The sequence below is a fragment of the Nostoc mirabile CHAB5784 genome (assembly GCF_020829645.1).
Classification (GTDB): Bacteria; Cyanobacteriota; Cyanobacteriia; order Cyanobacteriales; family Nostocaceae; genus Nostoc; species Nostoc mirabile.
The window spans coordinates 39,734-61,283 of the sequence record NZ_JAIVFS010000018.1; the positions used below are offsets into that span (position 1 = coordinate 39,734).

The window sequence follows — 21,550 nt, forward strand, 5'->3', positions numbered from 1 at the left end:
GACTTAAGCTAAAAGCCTGTGAACTTTAGTTCTGGGCGGTTTATGTTTAGAACGAAATAGCCCTGCCCAATATATGCAAGGTTATTTGTGGAACAGCTTACCATTTCACGAAAAATCTGATACAGATGTAACCCCTGAAAGCTTTGCTGCATCTAAGTTTTTAATTGCGAACTTGTACTGAGCTTGTCCTGAATCTCGACTTCGCTCGATTACCGCGTAGCCGACTTGTACTGAGCGGCGTCGAAGTAAGGGCGCAGTCGAAGTAAGGGCGTAGCCGAAGTATTGTGAATGAAGTATTGTGAATTGGTATTAGCTGTTCCAAGCTTGGAAATCGGTATTTTAGGCGAACTATGCTTGCAACACAAAATCTGATGCCGCCAGAGTTGTAGCACCAGTTAGAACCGCAAATGGGCCACCGATGCCAAAACCAGCGACGCTACCATTAGAGTTGTAGTACAACTGCCCAGTTACAGGGTTGTAGACAATCGCAGCAGTGCTGGCTGCCCCTAAAGAAGTGACTTCAAAATTATTAGCATTACTAAAACCGGTTCCCACAGCAGAAGTAATTGCACTAAAGGTAGTCTTATCCAGTACAATCTTGTCACCTTGGGACTGTTTGAAATCAGAGATGGTATCTAAACCAATAGCAGAACTGTCAAAGCGAGCATTGGTATCGTAAAGGAATTTGTCAGCACCGATGCCACCGACAAGGGTATCATTGCCAGCACCGCCAATGAGGATATCATTGCCAGCACCCCCTTGCAGCAAGTCGTTGCCAGCTTTGCAGTCGATGGTGTCATTGCCAGCTTTGCCGTCGATGATATCCTTGTTAATTGTGCCTGGGAGAGTGTCTGCACGGGGAGTTCCTGTGACTTCAGGAGTGCCGCCGATATTCGTCCCGCCAAATAACACATAGCTTTGCCCAGATTCTGAGCCGTTGGGGTCGGCACCGGGTGCCCCAATAATCAGGTCGTCGAAGCCATCGCTGTTGATATCTCCGGCACTGCTGACAGAATAGCCTGATAAGTCATTCCCTGCGATGCCGTTGATGGTGAAGCCGTTAGCGCCGTTGAGGGTGGAGAGGTTGAGAGTAGAGCTAAAGCCTGTGTTGCCAAACACCACGTAGCTTTGCCCAGAACCTGAGCCGTTGGGGTCGGCTATATATGCCCCGATAATCAGGTCGTCGAAGCCATCACTGTTGACATCTCCGGCACTGCTGACAGACACGCCTGATTCGTCATACGCTGCGATGCCGTTGATGGTGAAGCCGTTATAGCCGTTGAGGCTAGAGAGGTTGAGAGTGGCGCTAAAGCCTGTGTTCTTGCCAAACACCACGTAGCTCTGCCCAGAAGAAGAGTACCCGTTGAAGTCGGCATAGCGTGCCCCGATAATCAGGTCAGCGATGCCGTCATTGTTGACATCTCCGGCACTGCTGACAGAATAGCCTGAGTAGTCACTCGCTGCGATGCCGTTGATGGTGAAGCCGTTAGCGCCGTTGAGGTCTGAGAGGTTGAGAGTGGCATCAAAGCCTGTGCTTTTGCCAAATACCACGTAGCTCTGCCCAGAAGCGGAGCCGTTGGGGTCGACACCGGATGCCCCGATAATCAGGTCAGCGATGCCGTCGTCGTTGACATCTCCCGCACTGCTGACAGAAATGCCTGAACCGTCACCCGCTGCGATGCCGTTGATGGTGAAGCCGTTAGTGCCATCGAGGTTATAGAGGTTGAGAGTGGCGTCAAAGCCTGTGCTCTTGCCAAACACCACGTAGCTCTGCCCAGAATATAAGCCGTTGGGGGAGGCATAGGGTGCCCCGATAATCAGGTCAGCGATGCCGTCATTGTTGACATCTCCGGCACTACTGACAGACCAGCCTGAGTAGTCAACCGCTGCGATGCCGTTGATGGTGAAGCCGTTAGTGCCGTTGAGGTTAGAGAGGTTGAGAGTGGAGCTAAAGCCGTTGCTGCTGCCAAACACCACGTAGCTCTGCCCAGAATCTGTGCCGTTGGGGTCGGCAAGTCTTGCCCCGATAATCAAGTCGTCGAAGCCGTCATTGTTGACATCTCCGGCACTGCTGACAGAATAGCCTAAGTAGTCACCCGCTGCGATGCCGTTGATGGTGAAGCCGTTAGTGCCGTCGAGGTTAGAGAGATTAAATGATGAAATAACCATGATTTTCTCCTATGTTTATAGAGACGCGATTAATCGCGTCTGTACTATTGAGTCAGTCCACAGCCTTGGTAAATGGAATTGACGACTGCACAAACTCTTTGGGCTTGCGCGGACTCACAAATTAAAGTTTTGAAACCTGCGTTCCATAGGCAAGGAAACGCAGGTTTTGTTTGTGCAGATATGGTTTCTAACCGTCCATTTAAAGCACTCGTAATTCGTAATTAGGAAATTTAATCATGAGTTACAAAGCTTAAAATTACGAATTGTATTGATAGCGGTCTTTTGGTGTCACCTAGTCAACTGATTTGACTTTGTAAACAAAAATTACTTTGATAACCGTTAAACCACCTAAATATTCTGATGAATATCTAAAATTGTCAATAAACTGGGCGTTATTGTGGTAAAGTGAGACTCAATTTTAGTGTGTTGAGGAACAAAACCCAACATTTGCGCGTTTGTTGGCTAAAGCTTGAGTTCAACGAAGAGGCAGGGAGCAGGGGGAAATGACCCCTGACTCCTGCGGTGGAATGAAGGGGGGAACATGGGTCTGAGCATACGTGTCAACTTAAGCTAAAAGTAGCTTAACTGTTAGCTTCCTTACCCGCCTCGAACTAAAGTTCAAGGCTAATAGCTAAAGTCTACTAAAGTAGACTAAAGATTTTTCGGATTATTTAGTCATCTTTAGATGACTTTCGCTATTAGCAAGGAACTTCAGTTCCTTGCGGGACATGGTTTTTACGTTAAGTTGACACCAATGGGGTCTGAGTCCCCCACTTCTCCACCAGTGGTTCAAGTGAGGGTGGGGTCGAATCCCAATTCTTTTCTATCCCCCCAGCTAAGAGCTCCCTGCTCCCCTGCTTCTTTTTCAACACGACTTAAACCACAGCTTTAGTAAGAGGTTGTTTGAAAAGTCTAATATGAACTGGAACCCAGGCTAACCACTTATCTGTTGAAACGGCACGACAGGTTGTAGACTGGCCACTAGATCGCATTCCCAACTAGAATATGTCATTTACTTCTATACCCTCGCTGCGTGAGCAACAACATCCCCTAATTCGTCAGCTAGCTGATTGTATTGAGGCAGCTTGGCATCAGCACCTGGATCTATCGCCGTACCATTTGCCTGATGAGTTGGGGTATGTGGAAGGTAGACTAGAAGGCGAAAAACTGACGATTGAAAACCGTTGCTATGAAACCCCCCAGTTCCGAAAAATGCATTTGGAACTGGCAAAAATCGGAAATATGCTGGATATTTTGCACTGCGTCATGTTTCCTCGTCCAGAATACAACCTGCCGATGTTTGGTTGCGATTTAGTTGGGGGTAGAGGGCAAATTAGTGCAGCGATCGCCGACCTTTCTCCTATCCAATTAGAGCGTACCTTACCAGAATCTTATACTTATGCACTGACACAGCTAACAGTGCTTAACTTTTCCCAACCCCGTGAATTACCTGAATGGGGAGATATTTTTTCGGATTTTTGCATCTTTGTGCGCCCCAGTTCCCCAGAAGAAGAAACAATGTTTCTCTCGCGTGTGCGAGAATTTTTAGACATTCATTGCACCCAAGCGATCGCCTCACATCCTGTTTCAGCTGAACAAGTTACACAAAATCTCGCCGGACAACACAACTACTGCACCAAACAGCAGCAAAACGATAAAACCCGCCGCGTACTAGAAAAAGCCTTTGGCCCAGCTTGGGCAGAACATTACATGACCACAGTTTTATTCGACCTCCCAACTTAAAATAATTCGTAATTCGTAATTCGTAATTCGTAATTCGTAATTCGTAATAACACTCGTTCCGACGCTCGTAAGCGTTGCGTTAACGACGTAGGAGCGTCTGACTCGCTATCGCTAACGTAATTAAGTTTTGTAATGGGGATTTACACTCCGCCACAAAACTTGCCGCTTGTTAGTTGCTCTTAACTTAAACACCCCCATTTCCCCGATCTCCCCCATCTGTAGGCTCTGTTACGTTTTCGCGTAATGGATAAATGTAGAATTCATTCAACGAGAGTTTAATGGAGTCCAAAAACAGCAGCAGGGAGAATAATAAAGTCTTTGAAGCGAATATGACAAAATGGTTTGTTGTCTTGGTAGGTGCAAGCAAGTGGCCCTGCTAACTCATTGACCAGAAAGTTAAGAAAACTCTGATGTTAGGAATGCTCAAGTTGACAGATATTTTTTAGCTGATTCACTTAAGGAAGACTAACTTTTGTACCAAGATTGTATCCAACTAGGGCTATTTCATTCTCATCTAGCCCGCCTCAGAATGAATTCTGAGGCTAATAACAAAAGTCCACTAAAGTGGACTAAGAAAGGCTTTTAGTCCACTTTAGTGGACTTGGACTATTAGGCCGGAACTTCAGTTCTGGGCGGTTTATGTCTAGAACGAAATAGCCCTGGTATCCAACAAAGGCAATAGTCTATTTTTGATGTTTCTTTTCAATTTTGTGACTAACTGTAGCCATAGTGAATGTAGCAGTATAGTACCGCATCATACCAATTTAAGATTTTGTGTAGAGACACTATACATCGCGTCTCTACATCTAGATTCATACTGCTTGTGAATTCTGCTAACTCCCATTGCACTCATGTCTCAATAATACTCAGAGTTATTGAATAGCCAGCTACTATAGCGTTTCTTAGTTTCAATACAGACCTAACAAGAACAGCCCCTTCCCTGCAAAAGAAGGGGAGTAATATTCAAAGCCTCTCTCCTAAAAGGAGAGAGGAATGGAAATGAGGTCAAAATGTATTGCATACAAACGAGAAGCACTATAGAAAACACCATTTTGTAAAGCCATAGTGTTAAGCGTTCATCACGCAATGGATTTTAAGCCATACCCAGCTTTAAACCACTGTTGTTTGTCCTAAGCGGCTGGCTGTTAATTAAAAACCTTTTTATTTTTACTTCCATCAGCACAATTCAGGTAAATGGGCAACATACTATGTCAAGGGTGACTGAAAAGCCAAAGCCAAGTGAGCAGGCATTTAATCAAGAACAACCTAAGATTTGGTGGGGTATCGCTGTAGCCGTGCCAATAGTAATCGCTGCTGGGATACTAGGTACAGCTAAAATCGAGCAGTTAAGAAAACTAACTACATCCGTCCCCGTAATGCCATCTACCAATAGCATTAGTGCTGTAGGGCGTTTGGAACCGCGAGGCGAAGTTGTTAAATTGTCTGCCCCATCATCAGGATTAGCACCATCGTCACGAATTCAGCAACTTCTGGTGAGAGAGGGTGAACAGGTAAAGCAAGGCCAAATTATCGCAATTTTGGATAACCGCGATACCCAAATAGCCGGACTACAAGAGGCAAAAGCCAAAGTGCAAGAAGCCCGTGCGAATTTAGCGCAAGTTAGGGCTGGATCTCCAAGAGATATTCAAGCCCAAAGAGCAGTTATTGCTCGCCTACAAGCGCAGTTAATTGGCGAAAGGAATGCAGGGCAAGCCACGATCGCGCGGATTGCAGCCCAGTTAAGTGGTGATAAACTTGTCCAGCAAGCAACCGTGAATCGCTTAGAAGCTGAACTCAGTGGGCAAAGAGATGCTCTCAGAGCAACGCTTGCACGTATTAAAGCCGAACAGCGCAATGCTCAAGTCGATGCCGGACGCTATGATTTTTTATACAGAGAAGGTGCTATTTCTCAGCAAGAGCGGGACAGAAGACGCTTGAGTGCAGTAACTTCTAATCAACAGGTGGCCGAAAGCCAAGCTACCCTAAAACAGACATTGGCAACTCTACGACAGCAACTTGCCGAAGCCAGAGCTACCCAAATACAAAATTTAGCAACTTTGCAACAGCAGCTAATCGAAGCCAAAGTTAACCGTGATAAAACCGTAGCAACTTTGCAAAGACAAATCGATGAAGAAAAGGCCAAACTGAGCAGAATTTTAGATGTTAGTCCTACCGATGTGCAAATAGCGCAAGCCCAAGTTAGTAATGCGATCGCAAATATCAGAAAAGCCGAAGCAGAACTAAGGTTAAGCTACGTTCAAGCACCAATCGCTGGAGAGATTTTAAAAGTTTACACCAAATCAGGCGAAGCGATCGGTGCAAATGGCATTGCTGAAATTGGACAAACTAGCCAAATGTTTGTAATTGCTGAAGTCGCCGAAGACAGTATTGGTAAAGTGCGTATTGGTCAAAACGCCACTATCAGCAGCGATAATGGAGCATTTAGCGGCGAATTAAAGGGAACTGTCACTGAAATTGGCAGAAAAATTGGTAAAAAAGATGTGCTGAATACAGATCCAGCAGCAGATGTGGATGCCAGAGTCGTAGAAGTGAAAATTGCTCTGTCCCCAGAAGATAGCCAGAAAGTTTCTGGTTTAACTTACGCCAAAGTTGTTGTCGATATTAATAACTAACTACGAATTACGAATTACGAATTACGAATTACGAATTACGAATTACGAATTACGAATTACGAATTACGAATTACGAATTATTTTAGCTGTGCTTGGATGCCTATAAAATGAGTCAAAAAATACCTCTGTCGTGGCTACAACTGACAAGAGAAAAAACTCGCCTAGCTGTGGCTTTAGCAGGAATTTCCTTTGCTGATATTTTAATGTTTATGCAACTCGGTTTCCGAGATGCCTTATATTATAGTAACGTTAGATTTCATAACAGCTTGCAGGGCGATATTGTTTTAATCAATAGTCAATCCAGTGCTGTTCTGGCTATGAGGAGTTTTTCTCAAAGACGGTTATATAAAGCTTTAGAGTTACCCGCAGTACAATCGGTACATCCGATATATTTGGACTTTACAATCTGGAAAAATCCTGTAACAGGCCGCCCTCGTAGTATCCTGATATTTGGAATGAACCCAGAAACTAACATAGTTAACTTACCTGGAGTTCAGGAAAATTTAGATAAACTTAAACTGCCTGATGTAGTTCTATTTGATCGTTCTTCTAGAGTGGAATATGGCCCAATTGCTGCTAATTATGACCAAAGAAAGACTGTAACAGCAGAAGTGCGAAGGCGGCGAATTAAAGTCGAAGGACTATTTACATTAGGTGCATCATTTGGCGCAGATGGTAATTTAATTACAAGTGATATTAACTTTCTGCGAATATTTAGCAATCGTCAAAAAGGATTAATTGATATTGGGCTAATTAGATTAAAACCCGGAGCCAATGCTAACGTTGTTGCCCAAGAATTACGAAAATATTTACCTAACGAAGTAAATGTTTTAACTAAACAAGAATTTATTGATTTTGAGCGGAATTATTGGGCAAATAGTACAGCTATCGGGTTTATTTTCACATTAGGGACTGTCATGGGCTTCATTGTGGGAACTGTGATTGTTTATCAAATCCTTTACACAGAAGTTGCAGATCATTTAGCTGAGTACGCTACTCTCAAGGCAATAGGTTATACACAAAATTATTTATTAACCGTCATTCTTCAAGAGGCTTTGCTGTTAGCAGTTTTAGGATATTTTCCTGGGATAGTTTTTGCTTTGTTTATGTATAAAAGTGCCAGAGAAGCAACACTTTTACCAGTTTTCATGAGTTTTGATCGGGCGGTAATGGTGTTGATTTTGACTATGCTAATGTGTATTATTTCTGGTGCGATCGCAGTCCGAAAATTACGTTCTGCCGATCCAGCAGATATATTTTAATTAAGTCAATATTAATTAAAATAAATTATTGATAACTATAGTTTATAATCAATAATTAAGAAAGCTTGATTTTTGATAGGCACTACAGTTACGTTTCAAAACTGTTAATTTGAAGTAATAAGAATATGATAGAAAAAGAACCTGTAATTGCCATTAAAAATCTCAACCACTATTATGGCAAAGGGGCACTGAGAAAACAGATATTATTTGACATCAACCTAGAAATTTATCCAGGTGAGATTGTAATTATGACCGGCCCATCAGGTTCAGGTAAAACAACATTACTGAGCTTAATTGGTGGTTTGCGGTCTGTACAAGAAGGAAGTTTAAAATTTTTAGGTGAAGAACTCGTTGGCGTCAGTCAAAACAAACTGGTGCAGATGCGACGCAACATTGGTTATATTTTCCAAGCTCACAATTTGCTAGGGTTCTTAACAGCAAAGCAAAATGTGCAAATGGCGGTAGAATTGAATGATAATATTTCTCAAACAGAAGCAGTAGCTAAATCAAAAGCTATGCTGGGGTCTGTTGGGCTAGAAGAACGAGTTGATTACTACCCAGATAATCTTTCTGGTGGACAGAAACAAAGAATTGCGATCGCTCGCGCCTTAGTGAATCGTCCCCCACTAGTGTTAGCAGACGAACCGACAGCTGCATTAGACAAGCAATCAGGACGCGATGTCGTGGAAATAATGCAGAGTTTAGCCAAAAATCAGGGAACTACTATCTTATTAGTGACACACGACAACCGCATTTTAGATATAGCCGATCGCATCGTAGAAATGGAAGATGGCCTTTTAACCCGTAATTCTCCCAATGCCGCTATTCAGTCATGATTTTAGTTCTTATTGACACTCCCCACGCCTTTAGGTGGGGGATTCCAAGTAAAAAATGATTAAAAAATATACCAGTTTTACACGATGAAGTGAAGACAAAAAGAACCGCAGTGTTAACACCTACAGCTTGGCAAAATATTAAAACCGAAGCGGCTTTTCGTGGGATTAGTGCTAGCGAATTAATCGAGTGATTTGGACGGCGATAGCGCAGCGTTAGCGAGTCTTGCCTACGGCACGCCAAGGGCGAACGAGCGTCATAAATTCGCACTAGTACTACCCCCATAAATAAATTTAGTTGCTCTGCACGCCGCAATGTGTGTGGTCATTTGTTTTTTCTGAATGACTATGAATGACCAATGACCAAATAATTACTAATTCGTAATGACGCTCGTTCCTCGCTACCGCTACGCTAACGTAATTCGTAATTAAAGGTACAGAGCAATTAACTAAAGTTTATGGAGACAAATAAATTTATTCCTTATTTCAGAGCAAGCGACTTCAGTCGTGGGGTAATAATTACGAATTACGAATTATAAATTACGAATTATTTTGACAGCCATAATTTATTGTCTAGCCGAGCCTGATTTTTTCATTCCAGGTTGGTTTGGTGGAGTTGGAGCATTTGGTTGGCGATTAGTACGAAAAGTCACATTCACGCCTTCATTTGATTGCTCCAGCACCAGTAGAGGCGTAGGTTTAGCCTTTTGATCCCAATGCATAGTAGCAATCCGACCTTGAATTGTTGGTTGCCAACTATCTTCGGATTCTATGGGGCTTAGGTAAGTTTCTATACAGTCAATAATTTGACTAATAGTCGCAGAAGTTGCTTGCGTTGGTAACTTCATTAACCGGACTTGAATGCGAAACAGCACTCGTTTAGCAGAGTTCCCTGGAGTACCAGTTTCATACTCTACATCAAAAATTTCATCTACTTGCCGTCCAGCGCTATTAGCAATTCCGACTGATCCAAGTTGTGCTTGATTTGGACGCAGGGCTTGAGTAACTTTTTCTTTGATCTGAATCTTGATTTGATTAAGGATTGCAAAATGAAACACCTCCTCTGACATCCGCATTCGCAGATAATCTAGGTTAAAGTCCCGTGAGTTGACCAAATCGGGATTAGTTTCCATTTTGCGAATCGTTTCCAGCGCCAGCTTAAACTTTTTCTCTAATTCTCGCGCACGGAATTGTTCAAACTTAAGTTTTTTCTCCAGCTTATTCATCTGGAGCTTACTATACACTATCATTGCAATCACCGCTAAAGCCAGCCCTCCTGAAGTTACCAACAATAACGGTGGTATTTGAGGATTACTTGCTGGCACTTCCTGGGATGCTTTTTTAGGCTTTCCTGGGGTTTGGGCAAGAAATATCGAAGTGAACATGGTTGGAAACTGAAAAACTTGACTCCTGATGTTTAGGATGCCCAAATCTTCAATGTCATCTTGCTGTATCATTAATATTTTTTACAGCCTTTCACAAACCACCTATGTCCAGACACCACAGTATCCCTGCCCTGTCTGAGTTTTCATCTACAACCTTGAGCAATATTCGTCTGATAGCCACAGATATGGATGGCACCCTGACTAGACGAGGAAAATTTACTCCTGCACTGCTGCAAGCTTTAGAGGATTTAGCGGCAGCTGATATTAAGGTGCTGATTGTCACAGGACGTTCTGCTGGGTGGGTGAGTGGATTGAGTGCGATTATGCCAGTGGCAGGTGCTATAGCAGAAAATGGCGGTTTGTACTTTCCACCTGGGAACCAGAAACCAGTAGTTTTAACACCCATTCCCGATTTAGCAAAACATCGCCAGCACTTGGCTACAACTTTTGAGAATTTACAAACCAAATTTCCCCAAATCCAAAAATCTGCTGATAATCGCTTTCGCATCACCGACTGGACTTTTGATGTAGCTGGTTTGCGTCAAGAGGAACTACAAACCCTAGAGAATCTCTGTCAACAAATGGGTTGGGGATTTACCTATAGCAACGTGCAATGTCACATTAAACCCCAAGGGCAAGATAAAGCTGTGGGATTGTTGCAGGTATTGGGCGAATATTTGCCCCAGTATTCACCAGAACAAATTGTCACTGTTGGCGATAGCCCCAATGATGAAAGTTTATTTGATCGGCGTTATTTTCCTATTTCTGTAGGCGTGGCAAATGTGCTGGAATATGTGAATCAGTTGAAATATCACCCTGCTTATATTACTAACGCTGCCGAAGGGGAAGGATTTTGTGAGTTATCTAGTTATATTTTGAAAAGCTTGCACATCTCAAGTTAGGGAAAAGTAGAGTTGTTCTACAATAATCTCGTAGCACTGATTTTACCTTTTACGAATTACGAATTATTTTAACTAGTTCCGTGGGTTTAAGTCCCCCGGTTCAAAAATCACGCAAGTTTTGTGTTGGGGTTAAATCCCCATTACAAAACAAAATTTACGAAAGCGTTGCGGGGCGTTCGCGTTTAGCGTCTCTAAGAGTTGCCCATTACGAATTACGAATTACGAATTACGAATTATTTAATTGTCTTGGCGATTTTCTGGCGAGTAAGGAACACCTAACCCTTGGGGGGGTGTAGATTTCCCAGCTAATCCCACTAGTGCAAATAAAGCGATCGCATACGGTAGCATGGCTAGAAACTGATAAGGAATATTTGCACCAAAAGCTTGAATTCGTAACTGTAAAGCTTCCGTAGCGCCAAATAAAAAACAAGCTAGAGTAGTACTTAAAGGATGCCACCTACCAAAAATTAAAGCTGCGATCGCAATAAATCCTTTACCTGCACTCATCCCTTCGGTAAAAAATCTGATTTGTACCAAGGTGAGATAAGCCCCTCCTAAACTGGCAAGACAGCCACTGAGTACTACAGCCCCATATCGCACCCTTGATACTGAAACCCCAGCCGTCGCAGCAGCTTGGGGATATTCCCCTACCGCCCGCAAAGTCAGCCCAAAGCTAGTATGAAATAAGAAATAGATACTTGTAGCAACTAGAGTTATCAGTAAATATACAAAAATATCTTGCTGGAACAACATCGCTCCAAGTATAGGTATATTCGCAACACCAGGAATGACTATAGGCTCAATTCCTGGTAATCTTTGAGTATTGCTGCCATTAAATACTAACCGCGCTAAAAATGATGTTAAGCCCGCAGCGACCAGATTAATCGCTAACCCTGATACCAACTGATTAACATATAAAGTTACACATAAAAAAGCGTGGAGTAAACCGACTAATCCCCCAGCAATCAACGCACAGATAACACCAAGCCAAGGGTTGCCTGTATAAAAGGTAGCGGCTGCACTGGTAAAAGCTCCAGTTAATAACATCCCTTCTAGGGCAATATTTAATACTCCTGAACGTTCTGAGTACATTCCCCCAAGGGCAGCAAATGCTAGGGGTACGGCTAAGTTTAAGCTAGCAATTAAGTAATCAGAGAGGAAGTTAAGGTTATTCATAGTTATTTTTTTTTAACGCAGAGGTAGACGCGTTCGCGGAGCGTCTCGTAGAGAAGCGGCTTGCCGTTCGCGTAGCGTCTCCGAAGGAGAAGGCTACGCTAAGGGAAGCGCAGAGTATCGCAGAGAAAGTTTCGCGTTAAACCTCAGCGTTACTTTGCGTTTTTATTCGTCTTTCTACGGCGAGGCTGATGGCAATGAATAAGACAGTTAATCCTTGAATTGCATAAACTACAGTCACAGGTACACCAGCACTACGTTGCATGACATTGGCACCACTACGCAAGGCGGCAAAAAATAGAGAAGTCAATACTACACCGCTAATACTACCGCGACTTAAAAAGGCGATCGCAATGGCATCAAATCCATAACCAGGGGAAACCTGTTCAAATAAGCGGTACTTCAATCCCATTACCTCAGATGCACCCGCCAACCCGGCTAAACCACCTGCTAAGGACATGACAAGCATAATGGTATTTTTTACTGAAATCCTTGCATAATGGGCTGCTGTGGGGTTAAAACCAACGGCGGCAATTTGGTATCCTAGAGGCGATCGCACCAATAACACCCACAATACTCCAGCAGCCATTAACGCAAGTATTATGCCAGCATGGGCAAGACTTTGGAGTAGAATAATCGGCAACTGTGCAGATTTAGCAATTAATGGTGAATAAGGACTAGGCGCGGCTGGTGCTTTTAGGGGATTTTGCACCAAGTAACTAACTAAATTCACTGCTATGTAATTCAGTAATAGGGTAGTGATAACTTCATTGATTCCCCGTATTGCTTTGAGATAACCCGGTATCCAACCCCAAACCGCACCAAACCCAAACCCAGCAATCAGTGCTAGAAGTTAGCCGATGCAGTATATTCCGGTGGTGTTCAAAAATTGTCTAAACTTGGTTGGCAGGGAATTGGTAAGGAGAAGGCAACTTGGGCAGAAAGGATCTCATCTCTCCCCTTATGGACATTGACAATAATCAATCACCAAGTTTTTGCTATTTTCGAGATCAGCTTCGACGTTTAAGTGGGCATTAAAGCAAACAACAGATAATGTAAAGACTTGGCATTTTATCCTCTACATGTCCCGCCAGCCATCAATAAACCAATTTCTTCTATCGTCGCTGTCTGTGCATCCAAAATAGCGACAAACTCACCTCTGTAGATTACGGCAATGCGATCGCTCTTACTGATCAGTGATTTATATTATTATGTTGAGGCTTTGTTGCTGAAATCTCATCAGCAGTTAAAATTACCACCTTCCCATTTTGCATAATACTAATTGATTGACCTAGCTTGCGATGTCGTTCTATGGCTGCTGCAATTGCGGCTTTAACTCCAGCATCAATTTTACTCGATAAAAGTTCTAATTCTTGATCAGCCATTTTTATCCTCTGATTTGATTCCAAATTCTACTTTCATATACAATAAGCTGTTGACTATAGCTATACTCAGCTACTAAGCTAGCATCATTACTAGAGTTATTATAAATAATCCAGCGATCGCACAACGGTAAATACAAAGAAATTAAATTTACTCTCCCTCTGTGGTAGCGTCTTCGGATCACATCTTCTGGAATCGAATGTCCGCCGCTAGCAACCCTTTGTGCTACCCGTTCTACTGCCAAATCAGGACTTTGTAACCAAAAATAAATTAAATTAATTATGTAGCCTTTAGCTTTACATTCAATTATAAAAGGTGCAAAAGTTCTCGCAGCTAATGTGGTTTCAAAAGCAAAATCACTACCAGAGTTAGATAACGTCCGCAGGCGTGTAATCATTAATCTTCCTGCTTCTGTAGCCATCGACTCTGGATTTAATGGGGATAAACCAGCAGCTATTGCATCTGCATTCACATACTCAAAGCAGTCTAAAAAATTTGGTAATAAACTCATGGAAACGGTAGTTTTTCCTGAACCATTTGCACCACCGATGATATAAAGGCTTGGCATTTTATCCTCTGCGTGTCCCCCCAGCCATCAACAAACCAATCTCCTCTACTGTTGCTGTCTGTGCATCCAAAATAGCGACAAACTCACCTCTGTAGATTACGGCAATGCGATCGCTCATAGCCATCACTTCTTCTAACTCAGTAGAAATATACAAGATTGCGGCACCGCGATCGCGTTCTGCTAATAACCGAGAATGAACTGCACTTGTCGCCCCTACATCTAATCCCCGCGTGGGTTGCATCGCTACAATTAAATCTGGTTCTCCCGCCAGTTCCCTCGCCAAAACTACCTTTTGTTGATTTCCCCCTGAGAGTTGGCTTACCTTGATATCTTCCCCAGTCGCCCGAATATCAAACTCTTGCATTGCAACTTGGGCATGATTTTTTATTGCTGGTGATTGTAATAAAAAATTGCGGCAGAATGGCAAGTTTTTAAAAGCATTCAAAATCAAGTTTTGGCCAATGCTAAATTGCAACCCCAGCAATATAAGCTAATTTATTAGATTTAGTAATCGCTGCGCCAATAATTCCACATAAATAACTACCTTGCAAGTGATCTAAACGCAAAGAGGCAATATTTTCTCCCTTGGAATTACCATTTACACCCACAAAAAATGTATTCTTAAATTGTGCAGCAACTTGTTCTATTGCTGCATCAAATTGTCCTCCGTGGGCGAATACAAGATTATAACCCTGGCGGGCAAAATCTGTTAATGCTTCCGTTTGATCTGCTTGGGCGACTTGTTCCAGATATGCAACTTCTGCACCCAGCTTTTGTTTAGCTAGGTTTATGCCTTCGTAACCAGACTGATTCCAAGCTTTATCAGTGATGACTCCAGGGAGTGCGATCGCTATTTTAAAACCTTCTCCACTACTACTAACTGTTGGTGTCGTGCTTTGATTACTACTGCAAGCTTTCAGCAATAGGCTAGTAGTAAAAGTAGCTGAACCATACAAAATAAATTTACGTCTATTAAAATTTAGGATCATCTACTGCTTTTCGATATTTAGTCATTATAGTTACTAAGTCAATACGGTTCGGTTAAGGTGCATAGTCCTTAAAGATCCCCCTTAGTCCCCCGATAAATTGGGGGAAATAGAGCCATTATTAGCCCCCTTTTTTAAGGGGAGCCAGCGCGGTCTTGGGGTCTCCCCAAGTGGAGCGACTGGCGTGGGTTGGGGGGATCAAGTCTTATCCAAACCTTATTGGTTCCTAAGTTTATCACTTAGTACTTCCAAATGAAAGACCATTATGAGCAGGGCTATTTCATTCTAAAAAGCCGCTTAGGTATGTCCAATCCAAAAGAACATAAACGTTGAGCTTGTGCCATGTTTTTAAAGATATTGTCCCGATATAAATTGAGTGAAAAATTGCTAGCAAGCACAAAAACTTGAGTCAGGGGAGTAGTGCGAATTCTCGATGCATCCTCACCTTGAGTCACATCCTGAACGTAGTAGACTTTATTTTCAACACCCCAGTATCCTCTGGTTCGTTCAGCTATTTCTTGAGCAGTTTCACTTAAAGATGAAATCGCTGGCTGGGCTATAAAAATTGCTGCACGCTGTAGTAAAGACAAGCCAGACTGCCGACGATATAAACTAGCCAAGTTCCGAAAAAACCAATCGCCCTGCCCGGTGATGGGCCATAGGTCTGTATTAATCCCCAGGCATGGGCAACCCGAGCTAGTGTCAACCAACTACAACTCTTCGGAATATGCTAACCTAGTATGGTTAACTAATCTCGCACATCTGAGAATTCGGGTGTTTCCAGTTGGAAATGCACTTGGATGGAGGTTTAACCCGAATCGGAGTTAGAAAATATATGCCAGTAGTTTCATTGGCTCAAATGATGGAGTCAGGGGTTCACTTTGGGCATCAGACCCGGCGTTGGAATCCAAAAATGTCTCCTTACATTTATACTTCCCGCAATGGTGTGCATATTATCGACTTGGTGCAAACTGCCCAGTTGATGGATAATGCTTACAATTACATGCGATCGCACGCTGAACAAGGGAAGAAATTTCTTTTCGTCGGCACTAAGCGCCAAGCGGCTGGAATTATTGCCCAAGAAGCTAGCCGTTGTGGTTCCCACTACATTAACCAACGCTGGTTGGGTGGAATGTTGACCAACTGGGCAACCATCAAAACACGGGTAGACCGTCTCAAAGATTTAGAACGCCGTGAGGAAACTGGCGCACTAGATTTATTACCGAAAAAAGAAGCATCAATGCTACGTCGGGAAATGACGAAGCTTCAGAAATACTTGGGCGGCATTAAAACAATGCGGAAAGTACCCGATATCGTGGTGATTGTAGACCAACGCCGGGAATATAACGCAGTTCAAGAATGCCAAAAGCTAAGTATTCCGATTGTGTCCATGCTGGATACAAACTGTGACCCAGATGTAGTAGATATCCCCATCCCAGCAAACGACGATGCTATCAGGTCAATTAAGCTGATAGTCGGAAAATTGGCAGATGCCATTTATGAAGGTCGTCACGGTCAGCTGGATGCTGAAGAGGATTACGAAGATTACGACGGTGGTGAGTATGACGAAGACTACGAAGAAACCGAATATACTGACGCCGTAATTCCCGACGAGGAAACAGAGGAATAAGTAAAGCAGGGGTGAAGTAAGTAGTGTCCGAAGGAGGGCGGTGGCTGGCAGAGTAGCAGCAAGCCGCCCTTGCCTGCGGCAAATCGTAGGCTAAGGTAGAGGCGAAAAAACTCATACCTCATAACTTCATTATTTTTTCTACCCCAGCCCTGAGTAAGATATAAATACTCAACACCCGTGAGCGATTACAACTCGAGGTCAAGTTAGGAATTGAGGCAACATGGCGGAAATATCTGCAAAACTCGTCCAAGAGCTACGCCAAAAAACTGGTGCCGGCATGATGGACTGCAAAAAGGCGCTGATAGAGACTGATGGCAACATAGAAGAAGCCGTAGACTGGCTACGGAAAAAGGGCATCTCTAAGGCGGGCGCAAAAAGCGATCGCGTTGCGGCAGAAGGTCTAGTGGACACTTACATTCAGCCCGGTGGTCGGGTGGGTGTACTCATAGAAGTCAACTGCCAAACCGATTTTGTTGCTCGTAACGAGGCTTTTAAAGCTTTAGTTAAGAACCTAGCAAAGCAAGCAGCGACTGCTGATAGTGTTGAGTCTTTGTTGGCTCAACACTATATTGAACATGAAACTGCAACTGTAGAAGAATTCATCAAGCAAACTATTGCAACGCTCGGTGAAAACATCCAAGTGCGTCGCTTTATCAATTTTGCACTAGCAGAAGGCACCCAAGGTGTAGTAGACAGTTACATTCATACTGGCGGTCGAGTTGGTGTATTGGTAGAACTGGGTTCTCAAACTGAGTCAGTGGCTTCTAATCAAGAGTTCCAAAGCTTGGCACGGAACACTGCAATGCAAGTTGCGGCTTGTCCGAATGTCGAGTATGTGAGCGTAGACCAAATCCCCGCCGAAATTGCCCAAAAAGAAAAAGACATTGAAATGGGCAAGGATGATTTGGCGAACAAGCCAGATAACATCAAAGAAAAAATTGTTCAGGGACGAATTGAAAAACGCCTGAAAGAATTGACTTTGCTCGATCAGCCTTACATTCGCGATCAGAGTATTTCCGTGGAAGACTTGGTCAAGCAAGTGAAGGGGCAATTAGGCGAAGAGATTCAAGTGACCCGCTTTGTCCGCTATATACTGGGCGAAGGCATTGAAAAGCAAGAAATTAGCTTTGCTGATGAAGTCGCTGCACAAATGGGTACTAAGTAATATTAGTTAGGAGTTAAGAGTAGAGACGCGATTAATCGCGTCTGTACAGGAGTTAGGAGTTAATAGGAAGTTGCTTCATAATTTATAACTCATAATTCTTAACTCCTAACTGCTTAAAGGACAGGTCAAGCAAATAGCCTGACCTGTATTTTCTTAGTAGAGACGCGAAATATCGCATTTAATTTAAAATCTAAAATCCTCTGGAAAGTTATCCTAAAATAAATTCGTACATTTGTACTATGTAATAGTTCACATGGGCAAGAACGAAAAGATATGGCAAGAGCAATCGAGCGAATTGAACGAGATATTGCAGCAATAAAAGAAGCGATTCAGGCGATCGCAGTAGAACTACAAAGCGCTTATGCTAGTTATCTAAACACCTTGGGGCTAGCTGTACGAAAACAGTTGATTCTGGCGAGTTACCACCTTTGTACTCAGGGGTATCCTGAAAACTTTCTGAATTTGTCATTGAATCAGCGTCAGCAATTGCAACAAGCCATCCGCAAGTTGGGTCAAGTGGCAGGGGAGAAATTGCTTGCTTGTATTCAAAGTGAGGAAGTTGGGGTAGATGAGGGGGATGAGGGAGTAACATCCTCTTCATCTTCTGGACTTCTAGACACCTCTAATTCTCAGTCTTTCACCGCCGACACCTCTAATCCTATAGAACTAGTAAAATGGCAACAGAACTTAGAAGAGGTTACGCAAGAGATACTGAAAAAACTTTCGCATGATGCTAATCTTTTAATACAAAAATCTGGGGTATTACCTAAAAAATTACCAGAACCGATTTTAGCAGCAGCAGCTGCGGCTGCATCAGAAGCGTCTGCTGAGGTAATGCCAGGGCCACCCAACTTATTAAACTTAGTAATTGAAATTGAAAATGAGCAGCAGTCAGAAGATTCTGGACTGACGCAAATTATGGCTATTAACCTGCGGCTAGGAGAAATTGAATTTGCTGATGTGACACTCTCATCTGAGCGCAGGCAAATCCGCAGTATTTTAGTTCAGCTAAACAAGCTAGGACGAGAGTATCAAAAGAAACATCGGGAAAAGGCGATCGCTGAAGCTGAAGCTGCATGGCGTGCTAGTTGGTTTGAATAAAGTTATGAGTTATGAATTATGAGTTATGAGTTATTTATTCCTAACTCTTAACTTCTGTACAGACGCGATTAATCACGTCTCTTCTGTACAGACGCGATTAATCGTGTCTCTATTCCTCACTCCCATGTCTATTGACCAATGACTAATGAAAAACCAGATTGGATACGATTGCACAAAGCCTTGGCAATAGAAGCCGAACGCGGCTTTACAGACTTGGTGGGCAGACAATACCGCTTCAGTGAATTTCTAAGCCTAACTTTGGGCAAATTCCCAACAGGCTTACCCCAAACTGAACGCCGCCGTTGGCAAGGACTAGCGGTGCAATTTGCTAGTTATCCACATCTAGCACTGGAAGAAAGACAACATTTAGTAGCAGAGACTCGTAGATATCTCTCTCAACTACAGCAGGGGGAGCAGGGGAGCAGGGGAGCAGAGGAGCAGGGGAAAATCTATCAATCCAAAATTCAAAATCTAAAATCACCAATTGTTGCTGAGGTGAGTCGGAGGCTTGCACCGAATATTGAGCAAAAACTCAGCGATTTACCAGAAATAGGCTTCAAAAAAGCTGATAATTTGGCACGGCTTGGTTTACACACCGTCCGCGACTTGCTTTTCTACTATCCGCGTGACCACATTGATTATGCGCGTCAGGTGAATATCCGCGAGTTACAGGCGGGTGAGACGGTGACAATAGTAGCTACAGTGAAGCGTTGCAACTGCTTTACTAGCCCTAAAAATCAGAAATTATCAATTTTAGAACTGGTAGTCAAAGATAACAGTGGTCAAATCAAAATTGGTCGTTTTTACGCAGGTAAGCGCTTTAGCAGTCGCGCTTGGCAAGAAAGTTTAAAACGCCGTTATCCAGTAGGTAGTATTTTGGCGGCGTGTGGGTTGGTAAAAGAAAGTAAATACGGCTTGACACTGGATAATCCAGAACTAGAGGTTTTGGCAAATCCAGGAGATTCGATTGAGTCGCTGAATATTGGGCGGGTAGTGCCAATTTATGGATTGACAGAAGGGGTGGTGGCGAATACAGTACGACAGGCGGTAATTGCTGCTTTACCTGCTGCTGCTCACCTGAAAGACCCTTTGCCAAGTGGTTTGCGACAGAAGTATGGTTTGATGGAATTGAAAGATGCGATCGCTAACATTCATTTTCCCAGTGATAGCGCCGCTCTGCAAGTTGCCCGTCGCCGCCTAGTATTTGATGAATTTTTCTACCTGCAACTTGGGTTACTGCAACGTCAGCAGCAAGCAAGGGCGATTCAAACCAGTGCCATCCTTGTCCCAAGAGGTCAACTTGTAGAGAAATTCCACGAAATACTACCTTTTCAACTCACTGGCGCACAGCAACGAGTCCTCAACGACATCCTCAACGATTTACAGAAACCCGTACCAATGAATCGTTTGGTGCAAGGCGATGTCGGTTCCGGTAAAACAGTCGTCGCCGTGCTAGCTATCCTTGCAGCAATTCAATCTGGCTATCAAGCGGCGCTGATGGCTCCCACAGAAGTTTTGGCAGAACAACATTATCGCAAGTTAGTTAGTTGGTTTAATCTCTTGCATTTACCAGTGGAATTACTGACAGGTTCTACCAAAGCGGCTAAACGAAGACAAATACATTCTCAGTTAGGAACTGGTGAATTACCTTTATTAGTAGGAACTCATGCATTGATTCAAGACCCCGTAAACTTCCATCAACTGGGGTTAGTGGTGATTGATGAACAGCACCGCTTTGGGGTAGAACAACGGGCGCGTTTGCAGCAAAAAGGTGAGCAACCCCATGTGTTAACTATGACAGCTACTCCGATTCCCAGAACCTTAGCACTGACGATACACGGTGATTTGGATGTGAGCCAGATTGATGAGTTACCACCAGGGCGACAAAAGATTCAGACAACAGTGCTATCGGGTCAGCAACGCAACCATGCTTACGACCTCATCCGCCGAGAAATTGCTCAAGGTAGACAAGTTTACGTGGTTTTGCCCTTGGTAGAAGAATCAGAAAAACTGGATCTGCGATCGGCTGTAGAGGAGCATCAAAAGCTACAAGAAAGCGTTTTTCCCGATTTTCAAGTGGGGCTACTACACGGTCGCATGAGTTCAGCCGAGAAGGATGAAGCGATTACCAAATTTCGTGATAACCAAACACAAATTTTGGTTTCTACTACTGTTGTTGAGGTTGGTGTAGACGTACCTAACGCTACAGTCATGCTCATTGAAAATGCGGAGCGATTTGGTTTATCGCAACTCCACCAACTGCGGGGGCGTGTCGGTCGTGGTGCGGCTCAGTCTTATTGTCTGTTGATGAGCAGTTCCAGAAATCCTGATGCTCAACAACGGTTGAAGGTGTTGGAACAATCTCAGGATGGTTTTTTCATCTCAGAGATGGATATGCGTTTTCGTGGCCCAGGGCAAGTACTGGGAACTCGTCAATCTGGAGTGCCAGATTTTACATTAGCAAGTTTGGTTGAGGATGAGGAAGTTTTACTTTTAGCGCGGCAAGCAGCAGAGAAAATTATAGAGATGGATGCAACCTTAGAGCGTTGGTATTTGATGAAAGAAGAGTTGAAGTATCGGTATGAGCGGTTAATGGGTGGGGCGATTTTGACATAGT

16 protein-coding genes and 3 pseudogenes are annotated in these 21,550 nt (G+C 43.4%); 9 read left to right on the forward strand and 10 right to left on the reverse strand.

Translation table 11 applies throughout. The annotated features are described in order from the left end of the window. Nucleotides 1-348: 348 nt before the first annotated feature. Nucleotides 349-2,169, reverse strand: a complete 1,821-nt coding sequence (locus LC653_RS14195; protein WP_229495088.1) for a beta strand repeat-containing protein — start codon at nucleotides 2,167-2,169, stop codon at nucleotides 349-351. A 1,005-nt stretch (nucleotides 2,170-3,174) separates the two neighbouring features. On the opposite strand from LC653_RS14195, the gene LC653_RS14200 reads away from it, so the two are divergent. From LC653_RS14200 to LC653_RS14215, 4 genes are all read left to right on the forward strand, one after another. After that, complete coding sequence (locus tag LC653_RS14200; RefSeq protein ID WP_229495089.1) at nucleotides 3,175-3,912, forward strand: phycocyanobilin:ferredoxin oxidoreductase; 738 nt, start codon at nucleotides 3,175-3,177, stop codon at nucleotides 3,910-3,912. A gap of 1,208 nt (nucleotides 3,913-5,120) precedes the next feature. Then, nucleotides 5,121-6,545: an HlyD family efflux transporter periplasmic adaptor subunit gene (locus LC653_RS14205; RefSeq protein ID WP_229495090.1), complete on the forward strand. Its 1,425-nt coding sequence runs from the start codon at nucleotides 5,121-5,123 to the stop codon at nucleotides 6,543-6,545. Between the two features lie 107 nt (nucleotides 6,546-6,652). Continuing rightward, nucleotides 6,653-7,807 (forward strand): ABC transporter permease DevC, encoded by a 1,155-nt coding sequence (gene devC, locus LC653_RS14210; protein WP_229495091.1) that lies wholly within the window; start codon nucleotides 6,653-6,655, stop codon nucleotides 7,805-7,807. Between the two features lie 125 nt (nucleotides 7,808-7,932). After that, nucleotides 7,933-8,643, forward strand: a complete 711-nt coding sequence (locus LC653_RS14215; protein WP_196525879.1) for a DevA family ABC transporter ATP-binding protein — start codon at nucleotides 7,933-7,935, stop codon at nucleotides 8,641-8,643. Nucleotides 8,644-9,206: 563 nt separating this feature from the next. On the opposite strand, the gene LC653_RS14220 is transcribed toward LC653_RS14215, so the two are convergent. Next, nucleotides 9,207-10,025 (reverse strand): hypothetical protein, encoded by an 819-nt coding sequence (locus LC653_RS14220; RefSeq protein WP_229495150.1) that lies wholly within the window; start codon nucleotides 10,023-10,025, stop codon nucleotides 9,207-9,209. A gap of 104 nt (nucleotides 10,026-10,129) precedes the next feature. Here LC653_RS14220 and LC653_RS14225 point away from each other — a divergent pair, with 104 nt between their 5' ends. After that, nucleotides 10,130-10,927: an HAD family hydrolase gene (locus tag LC653_RS14225; protein WP_229495092.1), complete on the forward strand. Its 798-nt coding sequence runs from the start codon at nucleotides 10,130-10,132 to the stop codon at nucleotides 10,925-10,927. A gap of 237 nt (nucleotides 10,928-11,164) precedes the next feature. Here LC653_RS14225 and LC653_RS14230 read toward each other — a convergent pair whose 3' ends face one another. From LC653_RS14230 to LC653_RS14265, 8 genes and pseudogenes are all read right to left on the reverse strand, one after another. Beyond that, nucleotides 11,165-12,103 carry an ABC transporter permease gene (locus tag LC653_RS14230; RefSeq protein WP_229495093.1) on the reverse strand — a complete coding sequence of 313 codons (939 nt, stop codon included), beginning with the start codon at nucleotides 12,101-12,103 and terminating at the stop codon, nucleotides 11,165-11,167. Nucleotides 12,104-12,239: 136 nt separating this feature from the next. Next, nucleotides 12,240-12,950, reverse strand: a pseudogene (locus tag LC653_RS14235) (ABC transporter permease); the annotation flags it as partial. 343 nt (nucleotides 12,951-13,293) lie between these two features. Then, nucleotides 13,294-13,485, reverse strand: a complete 192-nt coding sequence (locus LC653_RS14240; RefSeq protein WP_229495094.1) for a hypothetical protein — start codon at nucleotides 13,483-13,485, stop codon at nucleotides 13,294-13,296. 2 nt (nucleotides 13,486-13,487) lie between these two features. Further along, a complete protein-coding gene (locus LC653_RS14245) occupies nucleotides 13,488-14,051 on the reverse strand; it encodes an ATPase (RefSeq protein ID WP_229495095.1) in 564 nt (187 codons plus the stop codon). Between the two features lies 1 nt (nucleotide 14,052). After that, nucleotides 14,053-14,532: pseudogene (locus tag LC653_RS14250) on the reverse strand (ATP-binding cassette domain-containing protein); the annotation flags it as partial. Next, a pseudogene (locus tag LC653_RS14255) lies at nucleotides 14,528-15,040 on the reverse strand (BMP family ABC transporter substrate-binding protein); the annotation flags it as partial. The pseudogenes LC653_RS14255 and LC653_RS14250, both read right to left, overlap by 5 nt. Before the next feature lie 272 nt (nucleotides 15,041-15,312). Then, nucleotides 15,313-15,627, reverse strand: coding sequence for a hypothetical protein (locus tag LC653_RS14260; RefSeq protein WP_229495096.1), 315 nt, complete (start codon nucleotides 15,625-15,627; stop codon nucleotides 15,313-15,315). After that, complete coding sequence (locus tag LC653_RS14265; protein ID WP_229495097.1) at nucleotides 15,594-15,743, reverse strand: MAPEG family protein; 150 nt, start codon at nucleotides 15,741-15,743, stop codon at nucleotides 15,594-15,596. Before LC653_RS14265 ends, LC653_RS14260 begins: the two co-directional genes overlap by 34 nt. A 129-nt stretch (nucleotides 15,744-15,872) precedes the next feature. On the opposite strand from LC653_RS14265, the gene rpsB reads away from it, so the two are divergent. From rpsB to recG, 4 genes are all read left to right on the forward strand, one after another. Beyond that, the gene (rpsB, locus tag LC653_RS14270; protein WP_229495098.1) at nucleotides 15,873-16,667 is read left to right on the forward strand and encodes a 30S ribosomal protein S2; all 795 of its coding nucleotides are present in this window, start codon (nucleotides 15,873-15,875) and stop codon (nucleotides 16,665-16,667) included. 220 nt (nucleotides 16,668-16,887) lie between these two features. Beyond that, nucleotides 16,888-17,832, forward strand: a complete 945-nt coding sequence (tsf, locus tag LC653_RS14275; RefSeq protein ID WP_229495099.1) for a translation elongation factor Ts — start codon at nucleotides 16,888-16,890, stop codon at nucleotides 17,830-17,832. 273 nt (nucleotides 17,833-18,105) lie between these two features. Continuing rightward, on the forward strand, nucleotides 18,106-18,933 hold the full coding sequence (locus tag LC653_RS14280; RefSeq protein ID WP_229495100.1) for a hypothetical protein: 828 nt from the start codon (nucleotides 18,106-18,108) through the stop codon (nucleotides 18,931-18,933). Between the two features lie 138 nt (nucleotides 18,934-19,071). Then, on the forward strand, nucleotides 19,072-21,549 hold the full coding sequence (gene recG, locus LC653_RS14285) for an ATP-dependent DNA helicase RecG (protein ID WP_229495101.1): 2,478 nt from the start codon (nucleotides 19,072-19,074) through the stop codon (nucleotides 21,547-21,549). The last annotated feature ends 1 nt before the right edge of the window (nucleotide 21,550 follow it).

Coding starts and splice junctions, on each gene's coding strand:
- tsf (WP_229495099.1), top strand. CDS start 16,888: ATGGCGGAAATATCTGCAAAACTCGTCCAAGAGCTACGCCAAAAAACT.
- LC653_RS14205 (WP_229495090.1), top strand. CDS start 5,121: ATGTCAAGGGTGACTGAAAAGCCAAAGCCAAGTGAGCAGGCATTTAAT.
- recG (WP_229495101.1), top strand. CDS start 19,072: ATGACTAATGAAAAACCAGATTGGATACGATTGCACAAAGCCTTGGCA.
- LC653_RS14225 (WP_229495092.1), top strand. CDS start 10,130: ATGTCCAGACACCACAGTATCCCTGCCCTGTCTGAGTTTTCATCTACA.
- devC (WP_229495091.1), top strand. CDS start 6,653: ATGAGTCAAAAAATACCTCTGTCGTGGCTACAACTGACAAGAGAAAAA.
- LC653_RS14220 (WP_229495150.1), bottom strand. CDS start 10,025: ATGTTCACTTCGATATTTCTTGCCCAAACCCCAGGAAAGCCTAAAAAA.
- LC653_RS14195 (WP_229495088.1), bottom strand. CDS start 2,169: ATGGTTATTTCATCATTTAATCTCTCTAACCTCGACGGCACTAACGGC.
- LC653_RS14280 (WP_229495100.1), top strand. CDS start 18,106: ATGGCAAGAGCAATCGAGCGAATTGAACGAGATATTGCAGCAATAAAA.
- LC653_RS14230 (WP_229495093.1), bottom strand. CDS start 12,103: ATGAATAACCTTAACTTCCTCTCTGATTACTTAATTGCTAGCTTAAAC.
- LC653_RS14240 (WP_229495094.1), bottom strand. CDS start 13,485: ATGGCTGATCAAGAATTAGAACTTTTATCGAGTAAAATTGATGCTGGA.
- rpsB (WP_229495098.1), top strand. CDS start 15,873: ATGCCAGTAGTTTCATTGGCTCAAATGATGGAGTCAGGGGTTCACTTT.
- LC653_RS14200 (WP_229495089.1), top strand. CDS start 3,175: ATGTCATTTACTTCTATACCCTCGCTGCGTGAGCAACAACATCCCCTA.
- LC653_RS14245 (WP_229495095.1), bottom strand. CDS start 14,051: ATGCCAAGCCTTTATATCATCGGTGGTGCAAATGGTTCAGGAAAAACT.
- LC653_RS14215 (WP_196525879.1), top strand. CDS start 7,933: ATGATAGAAAAAGAACCTGTAATTGCCATTAAAAATCTCAACCACTAT.